Raw genomic sequence first — 18,944 nt, 5'->3', positions numbered from 1 at the left:
CGGGGCTCCGACCCACCCCACCAGGTGTGATCACGGTGAGTGAGCAGTCCCCTGCGAGGTGAATCGCGTTGACGCTACGGTGCAGCTCACGACGGGTCATCCGACGGGTGACCAAACATTTCTATGGTTGACTTCGACAGGTGTCGGGTCGCCGCGCCCGTGCCAGGATGAGACGTGCCCGAGGAGCCGAAACCACCGATCGCCTTCACCACCACCTGCCGCGTCGCGGCGGCGCCGGACGAGGTGTACCGCCACCTGAGCGACCCGCACAGCTACATCGGACTGTCGCCGCTGGTGGTGGCGGTGAACGACGTGTGTACCGGCCGGGACCCCGAGGGACGTGCGGTGACCGACTACGTGGCCGTCGAGCGGTTCCGGTTCCTTCGACTCCTGCGATGGGACAACCCGATCCGGGTCCGCATGGTCGCCACCCGACCGGGCGCTCAGCTGGTCAGCGACGTGGTCAGCCCAGGGTGGGTGCGGCTGCGCGCGGTGGTCGACCTGACCGCCGAGACGGACGGCACCCGGGTGCGGGAGCAGGTCACCGCCACCGCACCGACGCTGCTGCGGCGGTTCGTCGCCGGTCAGGCTCGGCAGGTCGCGGCGTACCGGGCCGCCGAGCTGACCCGCCGGATGGCGGCGCGAGGCTGACCGGCCACGGCGCGGGTACGGGCTGCCCGGCACCGCCCCGCGTCACCGTCACCCCCGGCACCGACGATCAGGACAGGTTGTCCCCGTGGGTCAGGGTCTCCCAGGCGACGAAGAGGTTGTTGGTGCCGGCCGGACGTTGCTGCAGCGTGAGGCTCCGGGTGTTGGTCATCGAGTTGCCCAGCCGGTTGGCCATGGCGTTGTATCCGACCTCGGTGATCGGGCCGAGCCCCCGGGTCAGGCTGCCACCGCACAACCAGCCGGGCACGGTGGCACCGAGCTGGTACTGCGAGTGGAAACCCAGCGCGTGTCGCAGCCGCTCACCGACCTGCGGGTAGAGGTCGCGGCCCTGGATCCGGGAGGTCTCCGCGACGTGCGAGATGGCGGCGATGCCGTACCCGGTGTGGGTGAAGTCCCGGCAGGTCTCCTGGGCCAGGCCGGCCACGAAGGTGGACTGTCCGTGCCAGTAGTTGACGATCTGGGTACGGGTGGTCAGGCCGCTGCCCGGCACCGTGTACGGCAGGTCGCCGTCGCTGGGCAGGTAGACGAAGGCGCGGGCCCGGTTGAGGAAGCGGGTGACCGCCGCGTCGTAGGCGGCTCGGTCCTCCAGGAAGACGGCGATCCCGACGGTCGCCTCCATCATGGACAGTTCCCAGTTGCCGTTGCTGCTGGAGCCGTTGCGTACCACCGGTAGGTAGACGTTGCGCAGCATGGTCGCGAAACGGCCGGCGTTGGGCCAGCTGCCGTAGGTGTACCGGATGATCTCCGCGGCGCGGGGCCAGACCGAGCCCGCCCACCCGGTCTGCAACGGCGCGTTGCTCCCGGTGTGCGACGTGATCGTGGCCGACCAGGCGTCCATCAGCTGGATCGACTTCTGGGCGTACCGGGAATCCCCGGTGAGGTGCCAGGCCAGCGCGTGGGTGTACGCGGCGATGGCGTCCTCACGCTCGTCGGTGCAACCGTTGTTGGGGTTGGAGTAGGAGCCGCACTCGACGACGGCGCGCGGCGCCGGGGTCCGGGTCAGCGAGGCGTACCGGCTGCTCATCATCTGGTTGAACGCCGACGTCCAGGGCTGCGCGCCGGCCTGTACCCGGCCCCGGACGAAGTCGAGCTGGCCGCGGCTGACGTGCACGCCGGGGTGCACGAAACCGCCGGCCGGGGGAGGGGAACCGGTCGGTAGCAGCCAACTCTGGTTCGCGTTTCCGGTGCAGGTCCAGAGCTGCAACGGGGTGCCGTCGGCGGAACTCTGCCCGGTCGCGTCGAGGCACTTGCCGGAGTTCGGGTTGACCAGTTGCGTGCCACTGGCCGACCAGCGTTGGGCGGCGGTGCCGTTGCAGTCGTGGATCTGCACCCGGGCGCCGTTGGCGGTGTTCGCGGCGGCCACGTCGAGGCACTTGCCGAGCCCGCGGATGGTGCCGTCGTCGGCGACCGTCCACTGCTGGGCGTTGCTGCCGTTGCAGGCGTACAGCTGCACCTGGGTGCCGTTGGCCGGGTTGGCGGCGGCGATGTCCACGCACTTGCCGCCGAGTCCGGTGATGGCGCCCACCGTCGCCGCCGAGGCGGGTCGGCCACCGGCGACCAGGCCGGCCGCGGCGCCGAGCAGGCCGACGACGACCGCGGCGGTGAATCGGGTGACGGCCCGGGGGGCACCTCGTCTGCTCGGCAATCGCGCCACGTCCGCTCCTTCGCCCACCGACTGTTAAGTGTGTTAATCATTACAGGTGGGTCGACCGTTCTCAATGCGATGCGGGCCGCGAGGTCAGGCGGGATCCGCGGCGTGCAGCAGCCGGAGTTGACCGATCTCGGCGACGTTCTTCATCAACTCGGCGTTGACCCAGGCGAGCAGGTGCGCCACGGTGTGCGCCGGGTCGTGCGGCCAGGGGAACGGCGCGACCTCGTCGAGGTCGGCGTCGCTCAGCCCGCCCAACACGTCGAGCCACTCCGCCCGCAGCTGCCGGAGCCACTCGATGGTCGCCGCACGCCGAGCGGTTATCGGTGCGGGCGTCACCGGATGCCGGGGGTCGGTGCCCAGGGCCAGGGCACGTCCCGGAAGGCGGCCTCCACCAGCAGCGCCTCCACGCCGCGCAGGAACGGCTCGACCCGTTCCGTCGGGAAGTACCGGGTGTCGGCGGTGACGACCAGCTCGACCGCGCCGGCCGCGTCGAGCACCTGTAGCCGGCAGCGCCACGGGAACTGGGCGAGCTCCGGCAGCCAGCGGAACGCGGTGTCGGACCGGATCGCCCGCAGCTTCGTCTCGTCCGGTCCCGGCTGCCCCGCGTCCACCTCGCGCAGTAGCCGCGCGTCGTTGAGGTAGCAGTAGGGGGCCAGGAACGTGCGGTGGTCGTGACCCAGGTCGGTGAAGGTGCGCTCCCACTCGGCCGGGTCGTAGTAGGCGTGCCGGTAGGCGTCCAGCGCCGCCCGCCCCGCCCGGGCCAGCAGCTCGGTGAAGCCGGGACGACCGGTCAGGTCGAGCCGGCACAGCCCGATCTGGTTGAGGGTGCCGACCGCCCGTTCGTGTCCTGGCTGGAACCGGTTGTTGGCCATCACGACGATGCCGCAGTTCTGCTGTCCACCGTCGGCGCTCAGCCCGGCGGCGGTGGCCGCCAGGATCGCGTTGGAGGTGCTGGTCCGGTTGCGGGCCGCGACCAGCCGTACCGCGTGGTGCACCGCCGCCGAGACCAGCGAGCCGCGCCGGTAGCGGGGTGCCGGGGCCGCCCCGACCGGCTCGGCGAGGCTCGGCGTCAACCCCGCGAACTCCCGGACCCAGTACGCCACCGCCCGCTGCGAGCGCCGCTGCTCCCCGTCGCGTTCCTGGCCGGCGAGGTCCAGCGACTGCGGGCCCGCCGGGGTGTCCACCGCGCCGCGCAGCAGCAGTGCCCGCAGGTCACGCAGCACGAGGTCGCTGGCGTGGAAGTCGACCGTGGCGTGGCTGAAGACCACCACGACCTGCCGCACCCGGTCGTCGACCGTGACCAGGGCGGCCCGCAGCGGCCACTCGGTGACGTGGTCGAACCGGGGCGCGCGCAGCCGCTCGGTCAGCGCCGCCGCGGCGTGCCGGCCGTCGGGATCGTCCCGGGGCCGGGACACCGCGTGCACGAGCACCGGCAGCCGTCCCGCTGCCGCCGCCTCCTGGTGCAGCTCGTCGTCCCGGCGGCGGAACCGGGTGCGCAGCGACTCGTGTCGGGTGACCAGCGCGCCGACCGCGTCGAGCGCCCGCGCGGCGGTCACCTCGGCCCGCGCGGGCACCGGCAGCGTGCGGGGCAGGCTCAACACCCGGTACCCGGCGGGGGAGTCGAACTCGTCCATGCTGCGCCACATCGCCCGCTGCCCCCAGGTCAGCGGCGCGCTCGCGGCGCGTACGCCGTCGAACGGCACCGACACGATCTCCTCGCCGTCGGCGACCCACCCGACGGCCGAGCCAGGGGTGGTGCCCGAGCCGACGGTGCTGCCCGAGCCGGCGGTGGTGCCTGGGTCGGCGGTGCTGCCGGGGGCGGTGCCTGGGGCGGCGGCGGTGGTCGTCGACCAGGGCCATGGCAGGTCGGCGAAGGCCGCCTCGACCAGCAGCTCCTCGAACTGGCGGAGGAACGGCTCGACCGAGTCCATCGGCAGGTGCCGGGTGTCGGCGGTCAACGTGACACCCACCCCGCCCGGCTCGTCGACGACGTGGGCCAGCAGGTGCCAGGACGCCTGCTGCAGCCCGGCGGTCCAGGAGAAGGTGCTGTGGGCCATCGCGGCGCGCAGCTCGGCCGGCGTGGTCTCGGGCGCCGGGGCGCCACCACCGACCGCGAGCCGGACGTCGTTGAAGTAGTGATGGGGCAGGAACGCCGTCTCGTAGTCGATGCCCTGCTCCTCGAAGGCCGCCCGCAGCGCGGGCGGCTCGTAGTAGGCGTGCCGCAGTCCGTTGAGGGTGGCCGTCCAGACCCGCGACAGCAGCTCGCCGAAGTCCGGTCGGCCGCTCAGGTCCACCACGCAGAAGCCGATCTGGCCCAGGTTCGCCACCGCGTCGGCGTACTCGGTGCGGAACCGGTTGTGCGCCATCGGGAAGAGACCGGACACCGTCCGGCCCGACATGCGGGTCGCCACCGCGTGGTAGCCGGCCGCCATGACCGCGGAGACGCTGACCCGGTACCGGTCGGCGATCAGCCGGGCGGCCGTGTCGACGGCGGAGGAGACCAGTACGCCGCGACGCAGCGGCGGGTCGAGTCCCGGTCCGGTCGGGGTCAGCGGCCGGAGGGGGAGCCGCTGGTACTCCCGGAGCCAGTACGCCACCGCCCGTTGCGAGCGCCGTCGGTCGGCACCGTGCTGCTGCCGGGCCACCTCCGGCGACTGCGGGCCCGCCGGGGTGGGCAGGTCGCCGCGCAGCAGCAACAGCCGCAGGTCGCGCAGCACCACTTCGGCGGCGTGCGCGTCCACGGTGGTGTGACTGAACACCACCACGACCTGTCGTACCCGCTCGTCGACCGTCACCAGGGCCACCCGCAGCGGCCATTCGGCGGCATGGTCGAACGCCACGTCACCGAGCAGGCTCGCGACCTCCCGGGCGGCCTCGGCGCCGTCGCCCGCGCCGGTGCGCACCAGCACCGGCAGCACCCCCGCCGGCTCGGTCTGCTGGGCGGGTCCGCCGTCCACCAGGGGCAGCCGGGTGCGCAGCGAGGCATGCCGGCTGACCAGCGTACCGACCGCGTGGGTCGCCCGCGCCACGTCGATCGCGGCCCGCGCCGAGACCGGCACCGTACGGCGCAGGTTGAGGAAGCGGTGGTTCGAGCCGAACCTGCTGATCGAGCGCCACAACACCTGCTGGGCCCAGGTGGGTGGGGCGGTGCCGGACCCGGCACCGGAGAACTCGACGTGCCGCAGCGGGGCGCAGGCCCACTCGGCGGGGACAACCACATCGACGGATCGCATCCCCGACGGTACGACGAGCCGTTCCGCCGCCGGATCGATCGATTGAGTGTTACACAGTGGACCGATCAGCCGATCCAACCTGTTGGATGCGCCGTGCAGACTACTGGCTCCCATCCGTCATCGGAGTGAGGCGTTGCGTGACCAACCTTGACGTGCCGGCGCGGATTCGTCCCGGTTCGCCCGAAGTGAACTTCCGCACCGGCCAGCCCCGCCTGTCGTTCGGCCAGGAACGGATCTGGTTCACCGAGCAGCTCACCCCCGGCACCGCCGCGTACGTCGTATACACGACCGTCCGGCTGCGCGGACCGCTCGACGTCGACCTGCTGCGGGCCGCCCTCGACGCGACCGCCGCCCGGCACGACAGCCTGCGCATGCGGTTCACCGAGAACGCCGACGGTGAGCCGGTGGTGCAGGTGCTGCCCGAGGTGCGGGTGCCGGTCACGGTCAGCACCGCCGCCACCGAGGAGGCCGCCCGGGAACTGGTCGCCGCCTCCGTCGACACCCCGTTCGACCTCACCGCCGCCCCGCTGCTGCGGGCGCTGCTCGTGCGGACCGGCCCCGACGACCAGCTCCTGCACCTCGCCATGCACCACATCGTCAGCGACGGCTGGTCGCTGGACATCCTCCTGCGCGAGGTCGCCGCCGGCTACGGCGCGTTGCGCGACGGCGGCACCCCGCCCCCGGCACCACCGACCGGCTACCTCGACTACGCCGCCTGGCAGCGGGCCCGACTCGACGGACCGGCCCAGGCCGACGCGTTCGCCTACTGGACCGGCACCCTGGCCGGGGTACCCGCACTGGAACTGCCCACCGACCGGCCCCGCCCACCGGTGCAGTCGTACGCCGGTGACACGCACCGCTTCACCATCGACGCCGACCTCACCGACGGGCTGCGCCGACTCGGCCGCGCCCACCGCAGCACCCTCTACATGACCCTGCTCACCGGCCTGCAGGCCGTCCTGTTCCGCTACACCGGCCAGCGGGACTTCGCCATCGGCTCCCCGGTCGCCGGCCGGGTCGTACCGGAGCTGGAGAACCTCGTCGGTCTCTTCGTCAACACCCTCGCCCTGCGGGCCGACCTGTCCCGCGGCGAACCCGACGACGCCGGCACCGAACCCGGCTTCGGGGCCCTGCTGCGACGCACCCGCACCACCGTGGTCCGCGCCCTGGCCCACCAGGAGACCCCGTTCGAACGGCTGGTCGCCGAACTCAACGTGGCCCGCGACGTCAGCCGCACCCCGGTGTTCCAGGTGCTGTTCACCCTGCAGAACTACGGCCAGGGCGGCAGCCGCTGGCCCACCGGGCTGCGCGCCGAGGGCGTCGGCACCGACGCCACCACCGCCCGCTTCGACCTGTCGCTGTACGTCGGGGAGAGCGCCGACGGACTGCGTGGCATGTTCGTCTACAACACCGACCTGTTCGACGCCGCCACCGTCGCGCGGCTGGCCACCGGTCTGCAGACCTTGCTGCGGGCCGCGGTCGCCGAGCCGGACCGGCCCGTGGTCGACCTGGACCTGCTCGACGCGGGCGAGCAGGCCCGGGTGCTGGCCCTGGCCCGGCCCGAGTCCGACGACACCGCCGGGGTCACCGGCACCGCCACCACGCTGGCCGACCTGATCGACCGGCACGTCACCGCCACCCCCGACGCCCCGGCCGTGGTCGGTGACCACGACACGCTCAGCTACCGCCAGCTCGACCAGCGGGCCGACCAGCTCGCCGGCTGGCTACGCCGCCGCGGCATCGGCCCGGACCAGCTGGTCGGCGTGCTGCTGGAACAGTCGACCGAGCTGGCCGCGACGCTGCTCGGGGTCCTGCGGGCCGGCGGGGCGTACCTGCCCCTGGATCCCGAACAGCCACCCGCCCGGTTGGCCCTGATGCTCACCGACGCCCGCCCCCGCATCGTGCTGACCAGCTCCGACCTGCGCGATCGGCTGCCCGCCGACACGGTCGTCGGCTGCCTCGACGAGATCGCCGACGAACTCGCCGACCAACCCGCGATCCGCCCACCGGCCACCGGCACCGGCGAGGACCTCGCCTACGTCATCTACACCTCCGGCTCCACCGGCACCCCGAAGGGGGTGGCCGTGGCACACCGGCAGGTACTGAACTACCTCGACGGGGTGGCCGACCGGTTCGGGATCGTCCCGGCCGCCCGGTACGGGCTGTTGCAGTCGATGTCCTTCGACTTCAGCGTCACCGTCTTCTACCTGGCCCTGGCCACCGGCGGCGCGGTGCACCTGCTGCCCCGCCGCGGCACCGGTGCCGAGATCGCCGAACTGCTGCGGGCCCGGCGCATCGACTACCTGAAGATCACCCCGTCGCACCTGAGCGCGTTGACCGCCGACGCCGACCCGGCCGACCTGCTGCCCGCCCGCGCGCTGATCCTCGGCGGCGAGGCCTCCGAACTGGACCGGGTCGTCCCGCTCGCCGCCGCCGGGACGACCCGGGTGTTCAACCACTACGGCCCCACCGAGGCCACCGTCGGCGTCACCACCTACGAGGTCACCGCCGACGGGCCGCGCACCGGACCCGTACCGCTCGGCCGACCGCTGCCGCACGCCCGCGTCCACGTACTCGACGACCGGATGCGCCCGGTACCGGTCGGCGTGCCCGGCGAGCTGTACCTCGGTGGCGACCGGCTGGCCCGCGGCTACCTCGACCGGCCCGAGCTGACCGACGAACGGTTCGTGCCCGACCCGTACGGCCCGCCCGGCGCCCGCCTCTACCGCACCGGCGACCTGGCCCGCTGGCGCGCCGACGGGCAACTGATGTTCCTCGGTCGCCGCGACCACCAGGTGAAGATCCGTGGCTACCGGGTCGAGCTGGGCGAGATCGAGGCCGCGCTGCGCGACTTCCCCGACGTCCGGCAGGCGGCGGTGCTGCTGCGCGACGACCGGCTGGTGGCGTACCTGGAACCGGAGCCCGACACCGACGCTCCGGACCTGACCGGGCTGCGTCGCGCGCTCGCCGACCGGCTGCCCGAACACATGCTGCCCAGCCGCTGGGTGCTGCTGGACCGGCTGCCGCTGCAGGAACACGGCAAGGTCGACCGGCGGGCCCTGCCCGAACCGACCGACGAACCGCCGACCGGGCAGCGGGTGCCGCCGGACGGCCCGGTGGAGACCCTGGTGGCCGGGATCTGGCAGGCCGTGCTGCGGGTGCCCGAGGTCGGCGCCACCGACGACTTCTTCGAGCTGGGCGGGCACTCGCTGCTGGCCACGCAGGTGGTGGCCCGGCTGCGCCGGGAACTGCCCACGGTGTCCGGGGCGGCCGCACCGGCGGTCAGCGTGATGGACCTGTTCCGCCACCGCACCGTACGCGAGCTGGCCCGGCTGGTCACCGACGGCGACGCCGCCACCGGCGGGCTGCTGCACGAGCTGACCCCGCCGGTACCCGCCGGGCGACGGGTCGCCACCCTGGTCTGCGTACCGTACGGCGGCGGTAGTGCGGTGGTGTACCAACCGCTGGCCGACGCGCTGCCGTCCGGCTACCGGCTGCTGTCGGTGGCGGTACCGGGCCACGACATCGGCCTGGCCGACGACCCCGCGCCGATCGACGAGGTGGCCGCCGACGTGGTCGCGGAGATCCTGGAGCGGGTGACCGGACCACTGATCCTCTACGGCCACTGCGGCCCCGGTGGCGCGCTCGCGGTGGAGGTGGCCCGCCGGCTGGAAGCCGTCGGCCGGGAACTGGACGCGGTGTACCTCGGCGCGGTCTTCCCGTTCGGCCGGCCCGCCGGTGGCCCGCTCGGGCCGCTGCTGCGCCTGCGGCTGGCCGAACGCCTGCGCAGCGACCGGATCTACCGCACCTGGCTGCAGGCGCAGGGCACCGACATCGGCGCACTCGCCCCCGACGAGGCACGGTTCCTGATCCGGGCCATGCGGCACGACGCCGAGGTGTCCGAGGAGTACTTCACCGACCTGATGCGCCAGTCGGTGACACCGCTACGGGCACCGATCATCTCCGTGGTCGGCGAACGCGACCGCAGCACCGACTTCCACGAGGAGCGGTACAAGGAGTGGCACTTCCTCGGTGACCGCACCGCGCTGGCCGTGATCGACGAGGGCGGCCACTACTTCCTCAAGTACCGGGCCACCGAGCTGGCCGAGATCGTCACCGACGTGCACCGGCAGGTCGACGCGCCCGCCTCGACCGTACCGGAGCAGCCTGTCTCGGCCGTACCGGCGCAGCCTGTCCCCGCCCAGCCGGCCTGGCAGCTCGCCGCGGTGTCCCACCAGGGCCCCGGCTCGCCGCCGACCAGCCGGACCGGCGCGGACACCGCACCGCCACCGAGCCTGCGCCGCTTCGCGCTGGTCGCCACCGGGCAGATCCTCTCCGGCATGGGCAGCGCGTTGACCACCTTCGCCATCCCACTGTGGATCTACACACAGACCGGGTCACTCGCCCGGTTCGCGTTGTTCGCCGTGCTGGCCCTGCTCCCCGGCCTGCTCATCGCGCCGCTGGCCGGGGCGCTGGTCGACCGGTTCAGCCGGCGGGCCGTGCTGTTGACCGCCTGCGCCGCCGCGGGCGGCGGCAACGCCGCCCTGGCCGCGCTGGTGCTGTTCGACCGCGCCGAGGTGTGGCACTTCTACCCGTTCACCGCCTGGCTGTCGGTGGCGCTGGCGTTCCAACGCCTCGCCTTCGTCTCGGCGGTGCCGCAGCTGGTCCCCAAGCGGTTCCTCGGCCACGCCAACGGTCTCGCCCAGACCGCCGTCGGGCTCACCCAGTTCGTCGTGCCGTTGGCCGCCGTGGCCCTGCTGCAGGCCGTCGGACTGCGCGGCATCCTCCTGGTCGACGTGGCGTTCTACCTCTTCGCCATCACCGTGCTGGCGGTGGTGAAGTTCCCCCGTACGCTGGCTCTGCAACGCCGCGAGAGCATCGGCGCGGAGATCCTCGCCGGCCTGCGGTACGCGCTGCGACGCCGGGAGTTCCGGGCCATGCTGGCCTTCTTCGCGGCGCTGAACTTCTTCCTCTTCCCCGTGCTGTTCCTGCTCTCCCCGCTGGTGCTCGGCTTCGCCGACCTGAACGAGGTGGCACAGGTCGCGCTCACCGGCGGCGTCGGCGCGGCCGTCGGCGGCCTGGTGATGCTGGTCTGGGGCGGGCCGCGGCACCGGCGGATGCGGGCGGTACTGCTCGGCACCATCGGCATCGCACTGGCCGCCGTGCTGACCGGACTGCGACCGAACCTGCTGCTCATCGCCGCCGGCGCCTTCGGCATGTACGCCGCCCTCGCCATCGTCAACGGCGTCTACCAGACGATCATCCAGACCAAGGTGCCGCCCCGCGTCCACGGACGCGTCTTCGCCCTCAACCAGATGGTCGCCCAGTCCACCCTGCCGCTGGGCTGGGGACTGGTCGCCCCCGCCGCCGCCCGGGTCGCCGAGCCGATGATGCTGGCCGACGGGGCGCTGGCCGGCACCGTCGGCGTCGTGCTCGGCGTCGGCCCGGGACGCGGCCACGGGCTGCTCTACGTGCTGTTCGGGCTCTGCATCGCGCTGACCGCGCTGGTGTCGCTGGTCGCCCCGGTGCTCGCCCGGTTCGACGACGAGGTACCCGACGCCCCGCCGGACGACCTGGTCGGCATCGAGGAACGCCAGGCCAGGACCGCCGACGCCGGGGCGCCGCCGGTGCCGGCCGGGCGGGACGGCGGGCCGAGGTGAGCACTGTCGAACCCCGGACCGTGCCCGACCTGCTGGACTGGCGCGCCACCCTGCACCCGCAGCAGGTGGCGATCGAGGTGGCCGGCGTGGACCGGCTGACCTTCGCCGACTGGGCCACCGGCGCGTACACCGTCGCCGCCGCGTTGCGCCACCGTGGCGTACGCCGTGGCGACCGGGTCGGGCTGCTCTTCGGCGCCCGGGACTGGACCCGGTTCGCGGTCGCCTACTGCGGCGTGCTGCGCGCCGGTGGGGTCGCCGTACCGCTGTCCGACCGGCTCGCCGCCGGGCAACTGGCGTACGCGCTGACGCACTGCGCGGCCACCGCCGTGGTGGCCGGCACCGACCGTCCCGAACCGCCGGTCCCCGCCGACCTGCCGGTGTGGAACTGTGCCGACCTGCTCGCCACCGCCGCCACCGGGGCACCCCGCCCCGACGACCCGTCGGCGGCACCCCGCCCCGGCGACCTCGCGCAGATCCTCTACACCTCCGGCACCACCGGCCGCCCGAAGGGGGTGGCGGCCAGCCACGCCAACCTGACCGCCGGTGCGCCCACCCATCCCCGCCGGCTGGCCCTGGCCCACTCCCGACGGTTCCTGCACGCCTTCGCCATCGGCACCAACGCCGGGCAGACCATGCTGGTCAACGCGCTCACCGCCAAGGCCGGCGCGCTGACCCTGCCCCGGTTCACTCCGGTCCGGTTCGCCCGACTGGTCGAGGCCGACGGCACGGGCACCGTGTTCGTCGTCCCGTCGGTCGCCGTCGAACTGCTCGACTCCGGCGCGCTGGCCGGGCGGGACACCAGCGGCGTACAGCTGATCGGCTCCACCGCCGCCCCGCTGGCGCCGGCCGTCGCGGCCCGGCTGGCCGAGGCGTTTCCGCAGGCCACCATCGTGAACTACTACACCTCCACCGAGGCGGCACCGGCCCAGACCACCATGATCTACGACCCGTCCCGGCGGGACGCGGTAGGCCGACCGGTCGGCGGTCAGCTGATGGTCGCCGACGCCGACGGCAATCCGCTGCCCGCCGGGACGACCGGCGACGTGTGGCTGCGCGCGCCCTTTCCCCGCGCCTACTACCGCGACGAGGCCGCCAACCGGGTCACCTTCCGCCAGGGGTGGGTGCGCATGGGCGACGTCGGCCGGGTGGACGCCGACGGCTACCTGTACCTCACCGACCGGCACCAGGACGTGATCAAGACCGGTGCGTTCAAGGTCTCCACCCTGGAGGTCGAGGCGGCCCTGTACGAACACGCGCTGGTCGCCGAGGCCGCCGTGGTCGGCGTACCGCACCCGGTGCTCGGCTCGGCGGTGGCCGCCGCCGTCGTGCCCCGGTCACCGTCCGGACCCGACCGGCTGACCCTGCCCGTCCTGCGTGGCTTCCTGGCCGACCGACTGGCCGACTACCAGCTGCCCGCCCGCCTGCTGCTGCTCGACCGGCTGCCCCGCAACGAGGGCGGCAAGGTGCTCAAACGGCAGCTCATCGACCTGTTCGACGCCTGATCACCACCACCGCACAACCCTGGGAGCACATGTGGGCACCGCCGAGGCTACCTCCGCACAGCACGCCGTCTGGTTCACCGAGCAGGCCGGGGTCGCCGGCACTGCCTACCACATGGCGTTAGGGATACGGTTCGGCGCCGAACTGGACCGGCGGGCCCTCGTCGCGGCCTGCGCCGCGCTCACCGAGCAGCATCCGATCCTCGCCGCCCGGGTGGACGGCGACGCCGACGGCACCCCACGCCTGGCGCCCGCCGACACCCGACCGGCGGTCGGATTCGGGGAGCTGACCGATGCCCGTGTCGCCGAGGAGATCGCCCGCCCGTACCAGCTGGCCACCGGGCCGCTGGCCCGGTTCACCCTGCTGACCGGCGCCGACGGCACCCACCTGCTGCTCGTCACCGCCCACCACCTGGCCTTCGACGGCACCTCCAAGGACGTGCTCGCCCGGGATCTGGCCGCCGCGTACGCCGCCGCCCGCGACGGCGTACCGGGCCGAGGCGCCCCCGACGGGTACGCCGGCCTCGCCGCGGCCGAACAGCAGCGGGTCGCCGTCGAGCTGCCCGCCGCCCGCGACTACTGGTCCCGACACTGGTCCGGGCCGGGCGACGTGGTCCTGCCCGGCCTGCGCCGGCTACCCACCGGTGCCGAACCCGGTGCCGCCGTCGACCTCGACCTGCCGGCCGAACTGGTCGACGGTGTCGCGCGGGCGGCCCGGTCGCTCGGGGTGACCCGGTTCGAGCTGCTCTTCGCGGTGCTGCACGAGCTGCTCACCCGCTACGGCAACCGGGGCGTCCCGCTCGGGGTGGCGCTGTCCACCCGTACCCCGCAGCAGGCCGACCGGGTGGGCCTGTTCGTCAACGAACTGCCCGTCGCCGTCGACCCCGCCGAGGGCACCTTCCGCGCCCACGCCCACGCCGTCCGTGCCCGGCTGCGCGAGGTCTACCGGCACCGGGCCGTACCGCTGGCGCAGGCCGTCTCCGGGCTGCGGCCCGCACCGGCGCTGACCCCGGTCAGCGTCGGATACCGGCGCCGGGGCGCCGAGCCGGTCTTCCCCGGTGTGTCCAGCCGGGTCGAGTGGACCCTGTTCGGCGGCGCCGCCCGCAACGCCCTGCACGTCCAGATCGTCGACGCGCCCACCGGCGTCACGGTCAGCCTCCAGCACAGTCCGGCGGCCATCGACACCGACGCGGTCCGGCGGATCGGCGCCCACCTGCTCACCCTGCTCGCCGCGGCGGTCGCCGACCCCGACCGGCCGGTGGCGCAGCTGCCGCTGCTGCCCGACGAGGAGCTCGACCGGGTCACCCGCGGGTTCAACGACACCACCCGCGGCTATCCCGTCGAGGCGACGATACCGGCGCTGTTCGCCGCGCGGGTCGCCGTGGAACCCGACGCGCCAGCCGTGGTCGACGGCCACCGGACGTTGACGTACGCCCAGCTCGACGCCGCGGCCACCCGGCTCGCCGGGCTGCTGCGCGGGCACGACGTCGGCCCGGGCACGCTGGTGGCGCTGAGCCTCGACCGGTCCTGGCAGGCCGTGGTGAGCATGCTGGCGGTGCTGCGCTGCCGGGCGGCGTACCTGCCGATCGACCCGAACCACCCACCGGCCCGCCGGCAGGCCGTGCTCGCCGACGCCGACCCGGCGCTGGTGCTCACCGACACGGACACCGATACGGACACGGACACCGGCACCTTGCCGCAGCGGTCCAGCCTGGCCCTCGACACCGTCGACCTGCTCGACGGACCGGTTCCGGCGGCCCCCGCCGACCCGCCGACCGGCGCCGACCTGGCATACGTGCTCTACACCTCCGGCTCCACCGGCGCGCCCAAGGGGGTGGCGGTGCGGCACGCGGCACTGGCCAACACCCTGCTCGGCGTGCGGGACCTGCTGGACAGCGGGCCGCAGCACCGCTGGCTGCAACTGACCTCGCCGGCCTTCGACATCTCCACGGTGGAGGTGTTCCTGCCGCTGGTCACCGGCGGCGCGGTGGTGATCGCCTCGGCGCTCAGCGCGCTGGACGGCGCGGGTGTGCTGGCACTGGTCCGCGCCACCGGCGTCACCCACGTCCAGGCCACCCCGTCGGGCTGGCGGGTGCTGCTGGAGGCCGGTCTCGACGCCGCGCCGCCGCTGGTCGCCCTCGCCGGTGGTGAGGCGCTGCCGGTCGCGCTGGCCCGGCAGCTGCGGGCCCGCGCCGCCCGGCTGGTCAACGGGTACGGCCCGACCGAGGCCACCGTCTACGCCACGATGGCCGAGATCCCCGTCGACCCCGACGAGGTCACCATCGGCCGGCCCCTGCCCAACGTCCGGGCGTACCTCCTGGACCCGGCGGGCCGACCGGTGCCGATCGGGGTGCCCGGCGAGCTGTACCTGGCCGGTGCCGGGCTGGCCGACGGGTATCTCGGCCGCGACGACCTGACCGCGCAGCGGTTCGAGCCGGACCCGTACGGTCCCGTCGGCATGCGTCGGTACCGCACCGGTGACCGCTGCCGGTGGCTGCCCGACGGCCGGATCGAGTTCCTCGGCCGGACCGACCACCAGGTCAAGATCCGTGGGCACCGGATCGAGTTGGGCGAGGTCGAGGCCAGACTTCTCGACCATCCGGCGGTGGCCGAGGCGGTCGCCGTGCTGCGGTCGGCGGCCGACGAGCCGCGCCTGGTCGCGTACCTGGTCCCCGGGCCGGGTGGGCCGCCGGAGCCGGCCGAGTTGCGCCGGCACCTGGCGGTGAGCCTGCCACCGGCTGCCCTGCCCGCCGACTACGTGACGCTGGACCGGTTCCCGCTGAACGCGAACGGCAAGGTCGACCGGGCCGCGCTGCCCGTGCCGCCGACCCGCGACGATCGGATCGTCCCGCCCGCACCGGCCGCCGCAGCCGAGCCGGCAACGGCCGATCCGGCTGCGCCCGCCGACCCGACCGGGGCGGTCGAGCCGGGCGCGGCGGTCGACGATCCGGTGGTCGCGCAGCTGCGCCTGATCTGGCAGGAGGTGCTGCGCATCGCCGAGGTCGGCGCGCACGAGGACCTGTTCGACCTGGGTGGGCACTCGCTGCACATCACCCGGATCAGCAGCCGGATCCAGCAGCGGTTCGGGGTCGAGGTGCCGCTGGACGCCTTCTTCGACACCCCGACCGTCGCCGAGATCGCCGAGATCGTCCGCCAACAGTCGAAGGGAGCCTGACCGTGGTCGACACCGAACTGCGTACGCGCATCGCGCGACTGGTGAGCGAGGCCACGGCGGGGGAGGTGTCCGCCGCCGACGTGCTCTCCGGCGACTCCCTGGTCGCCCTCGGCGTGGACTCCCTGGGCCTGCTGCGCCTGGTCGACGCGATCGAGCTGGAGTACGACGTCGAGGTCGAACTGGGCGGCCCCGGCAGGTCGGTGGAGACCCTCGACGACCTGGTGGCCCTGCTGGCCGCGGCCGGGGCTACGACCGGTCGGGACGCGCCCGCAGGTAGCTGAGCACGGCCAGGGTCTTGGGGTGTTCCGGGCCGAGCAGCCGGGTCCAACCGGCGAGCAGGTCCCGGAACTCCGCCTCGGCCTCGGCGTGCCGCCCCTGCTGCGACAGCACGGTGGCGAGGTTGGTGCGGGCGTTGAGCACATCGGGGTGTTCCGGGCCGAGCAGCCGGGTCCGGACGGCCAGCAGGTCGCGCAACTCCGCCTCCGCCTCATCGAGGCGGCCCTGTGCGACCAGGACGACGCCCAGGCTGTTGCGGGTGCTCAGGGTGTCCCGATGTTCGTCGCCCAGGGTCCGGGACCGGATCGCCAGCACCGCGCGGAACTCCGCCTCGGCCTCCTCGTGCCGGCCCTGGGCGTCCACCATCACCGCCAGGTTGCCGCGGACGTTCAGGGTGTGCGGGTGTGCCGCGCCGAGTGACCCGGTCAGCGTGGTGAGTACCGCGCGCAGCTGGGTCTCCGCCTCGTCGTGCCGTCCCGACAGGCCCAGCGAACTGGCGAGGCTGTTGCGCATGCTCTCGGTCTGCGGGTGGTCGGCACCGAGGACCCGGGTGGAGAGCCGGACCAACTCCTGGAACTCCGCCGCCGCGGCGTCGTACCGGCCCTGCTTCTCCCACACCACCGCGAGGTTGCCGCGGACAGTCAGGGTGTCGGGGTCCTCGGCACCGTACAGTCGGGTCCGGATCGCCGCCAGGGCTCGGAACTCGACCTCCGCCTCGTCGAGTCGGCCCTGTTCCCGCAGCAGGACGGCCACGTTGTTGCGGCTGGTCAGGGTGTCGGGATGCGCGGTGCCGAGCAGCCGCAGCTGCACCGCGAGTACCGCCCGGAACTCCGCCTCCGCCTCGGCGTACCGGCCCTGGCCGTCGAGCACCACGGCGAGGCTCTGCCGGGTGGTCAGGGTGTCGCGGTGCTCGGCGCCGAGCAGCCGGGTGCGGGCGGTGAGCACCTCGCGGAACTCCGCCTCCGCCGCGCCGCGTCCCGCCTGCAGGTCCAGCACGACCGCCAGCCGGTTGCGGGTGGCCAGGGTGTCCGGATGGTCGGCGCCCTGCAACCGGCTCCGCGCGTCGAGCGCCTCGCGCAACTGCGTCGCCGCGGCCGCGTACCGCCCCTGCTCGCGCAGGGCTGCCCCGAGCGCCTCCCGAACTGCCTGGGTGTCGAGGTCGTCCTGGTTCACGTCGGGGTGGGTGACGTACCGCCGGAGCAGGGTGACGCCGGTACGGGCCAGGCGCCCGGTCCGGGCGTCGGACGGGATGGCGTCGTACAGCCGGCGCAGTTCGGTGTGGCCGAACCGGTCGGCGTGCCGCTCCAGGCCGGACGCGATCGCCTCGTCGACCGGTAGCTCCGCGAAGGCGGCGACCCTGATCGCCGCGGCGGTCATCCGGGGCGGGTCACGATCGAGTACGGCGGTGAGTGCGGCGCCGGCATCCGGGCTGTGTGCCGCGGCCCTGGCCAGGGTGGCCAGGACCCGTTCGGTGCGGACGGTGTCGTCACTGGTGGCCGCCGCCAGCGCCGCGGCGAGCGGCGGATCGTGGGCGACGGCACCGACGGCGTAGCGTTCCCACAACACCGCCGGCAGCCGGGGCGACAGCCAGTCCGGCACCTGTTGCGGGTACAGCCCCCGGAGCCAGTCGGCCAGCCGACCCGCCCGCTCCGGTCCGATGGCGCCCGCGGGGGAGTGCACGTGGGCGAGCAGCCGCCGCGCGGCCTCGGCGTCGGCGGCACCGACCAGCGCGGCGAGCAGGAGTGCCTGCTCGAGCACGATGCCGGGCAGGTGCTGCAGGTCGGCCTGGCGGGCGGAGCTCTGCCAGCGTTCCCGTTCGGCGGCGAAGAGCCCGGCCGCCGCCGTGGCGGTGTCGACCCTGGCGCCCACGTCGGTGCGCGCGGCGAGCGCGGCGGCGGCGTGCAGCAGCACGACCGACGGTGGCGGGTCGGCCGGCGCCAGGACCACCGGCGGCACCGGCGCCTCCTCGGCCACGAAGCTCCGCAGGGCGCGGGCGAAGAACTGCTGTTGGCTCTTGGCGTCCCCGACGATCGTCGGCAGCGTCACCTGCGCCCGGTACGGCAGCCGCGGCAGGACCCGGGCGGGCTGCCCGCCGCGTACCGCCGTCCACCAGGCGTCGTTCACCCGGCTGATCACGACCAGCCGGACCTCGTCGCCGGCCGTCTCCGCCCAGGTGGTGAGGATGGCGTCCAGGTCGTCACGGGTGTCGGCGTCGTCGACGACCAGCACCACCCGCCGTCGCAGCGCCGCCGCGGCGGCCACCGCCGCCCGGCCCTGACCGGGTATCACCCAGCCGCACGGCAGCGTGAGCCGCTGCGCCACCTCGACCAGCAGCCGGCTCTTGCCCACACCGGGAGCGCCGTTGAGGTAGAACACCGAGGCCGGGGACGGGGAGTCGGCCATCGCCCACTGCACCAGTTGTCGGGCGAACCGGTCGTGCAGCACGCTGAACGGTACGGCGCGGCGTCCCGGAAGCAGCACCGTCAGCAGGCTGTCGTCGTCCGCACTCGACCATCGTGGACTTTCCGGTGCGGCGGTGGTGACCGCCGCCCAGGCCTGCGCCCGCAGCCGCTGGTCGGTCCGGCGCTGCCACAGCAGCCCGCCGTACAGGCCGGCGCCGCCGGAGATCACCCCCAACCCGGCGGCCACGTACCAGCTGACGAAGTTGGCCAGCGCCGCGGTGACCGCAGCGGTGAGCAGTAGACCCACCCCCGCGACACCCGCGCCGTTCAGCCGCAGCCGACTCGCCCAGCGGCCCTGCGTCACGCCCGCCCCCTCCAC

The 18,944-nt window shown here is 74.0% G+C and carries 9 protein-coding genes; 5 read left to right on the top strand and 4 right to left on the bottom strand.

The window, feature by feature from the left end:
• Nucleotides 1–174: 174 nt before the first annotated feature.
• Entirely contained in the window at nucleotides 175–651 is a 477-nt protein-coding gene (locus tag D2L64_RS09785) for an SRPBCC family protein (protein WP_119574595.1), read from the top strand.
• 67 nt (nucleotides 652–718) lie between these two features.
• On the opposite strand, the gene D2L64_RS09780 is transcribed toward D2L64_RS09785, so the two are convergent.
• The 3 genes from D2L64_RS09780 to D2L64_RS09770 form a co-directional block, all read right to left on the bottom strand.
• The gene (locus D2L64_RS09780) at nucleotides 719–2,323 is read right to left on the bottom strand and encodes a ricin-type beta-trefoil lectin domain protein (protein ID WP_233558884.1); all 1,605 of its coding nucleotides are present in this window, start codon (nucleotides 2,321–2,323) and stop codon (nucleotides 719–721) included.
• Nucleotides 2,324–2,407: 84 nt separating this feature from the next.
• Nucleotides 2,408–2,656, bottom strand: coding sequence for a DinB family protein (locus D2L64_RS09775; protein WP_233558883.1), 249 nt, complete (start codon nucleotides 2,654–2,656; stop codon nucleotides 2,408–2,410).
• Nucleotides 2,653–5,553 (bottom strand): condensation domain-containing protein, encoded by a 2,901-nt coding sequence (locus D2L64_RS09770; protein ID WP_158603486.1) that lies wholly within the window; start codon nucleotides 5,551–5,553, stop codon nucleotides 2,653–2,655. The genes D2L64_RS09775 and D2L64_RS09770 overlap by 4 nt, the downstream gene beginning before the upstream one ends.
• Nucleotides 5,554–5,690: 137 nt before the next feature.
• On the opposite strand from D2L64_RS09770, the gene D2L64_RS09765 reads away from it, so the two are divergent.
• From D2L64_RS09765 to D2L64_RS09750, 4 genes are read left to right on the top strand one after another with little or no spacing between them, the layout of a single operon-like run.
• Entirely contained in the window at nucleotides 5,691–11,213 is a 5,523-nt protein-coding gene (locus D2L64_RS09765) for a non-ribosomal peptide synthetase/MFS transporter (RefSeq protein ID WP_119574589.1), read from the top strand.
• Nucleotides 11,210–12,715 carry a class I adenylate-forming enzyme family protein gene (locus D2L64_RS09760; RefSeq protein ID WP_233558882.1) on the top strand — a complete coding sequence of 502 codons (1,506 nt, stop codon included), beginning with the start codon at nucleotides 11,210–11,212 and terminating at the stop codon, nucleotides 12,713–12,715. The genes D2L64_RS09765 and D2L64_RS09760 overlap by 4 nt, the downstream gene beginning before the upstream one ends.
• Nucleotides 12,716–12,746: 31 nt before the next feature.
• A complete protein-coding gene (locus tag D2L64_RS09755; protein WP_199714483.1) occupies nucleotides 12,747–15,887 on the top strand; it encodes a non-ribosomal peptide synthetase in 3,141 nt (1,046 codons plus the stop codon).
• Nucleotides 15,888–15,889: 2 nt separating this feature from the next.
• Nucleotides 15,890–16,168: an acyl carrier protein gene (locus tag D2L64_RS09750; protein WP_119574587.1), complete on the top strand. Its 279-nt coding sequence runs from the start codon at nucleotides 15,890–15,892 to the stop codon at nucleotides 16,166–16,168.
• Here the strand turns inward: D2L64_RS09750 and D2L64_RS09745 are convergent.
• Nucleotides 16,134–18,929 carry a tetratricopeptide repeat protein gene (locus D2L64_RS09745; RefSeq protein WP_119574585.1) on the bottom strand — a complete coding sequence of 932 codons (2,796 nt, stop codon included), beginning with the start codon at nucleotides 18,927–18,929 and terminating at the stop codon, nucleotides 16,134–16,136. The two genes, D2L64_RS09750 and D2L64_RS09745, sit on opposite strands and share 35 nt — an antisense overlap.
• Between the last annotated feature and the right edge of the window lie 15 nt (nucleotides 18,930–18,944).

It is taken from the genome of Micromonospora radicis (assembly GCF_003583405.1).
GTDB lineage: Bacteria > Actinomycetota > Actinomycetes > Mycobacteriales > Micromonosporaceae > Micromonospora > Micromonospora radicis.
The sequence above is the reverse complement of the archived record's forward strand: the minus strand, read 5'-3'. Positions and strand labels throughout refer to the sequence as shown.

Bases quoted from the DNA above. Each gene is read 5' to 3' on its own strand.
- D2L64_RS09770 (WP_158603486.1), bottom strand. From the start codon at position 5,553: ATGCGATCCGTCGATGTGGTTGTCCCCGCCGAGTGGGCCTGCGCCCCG.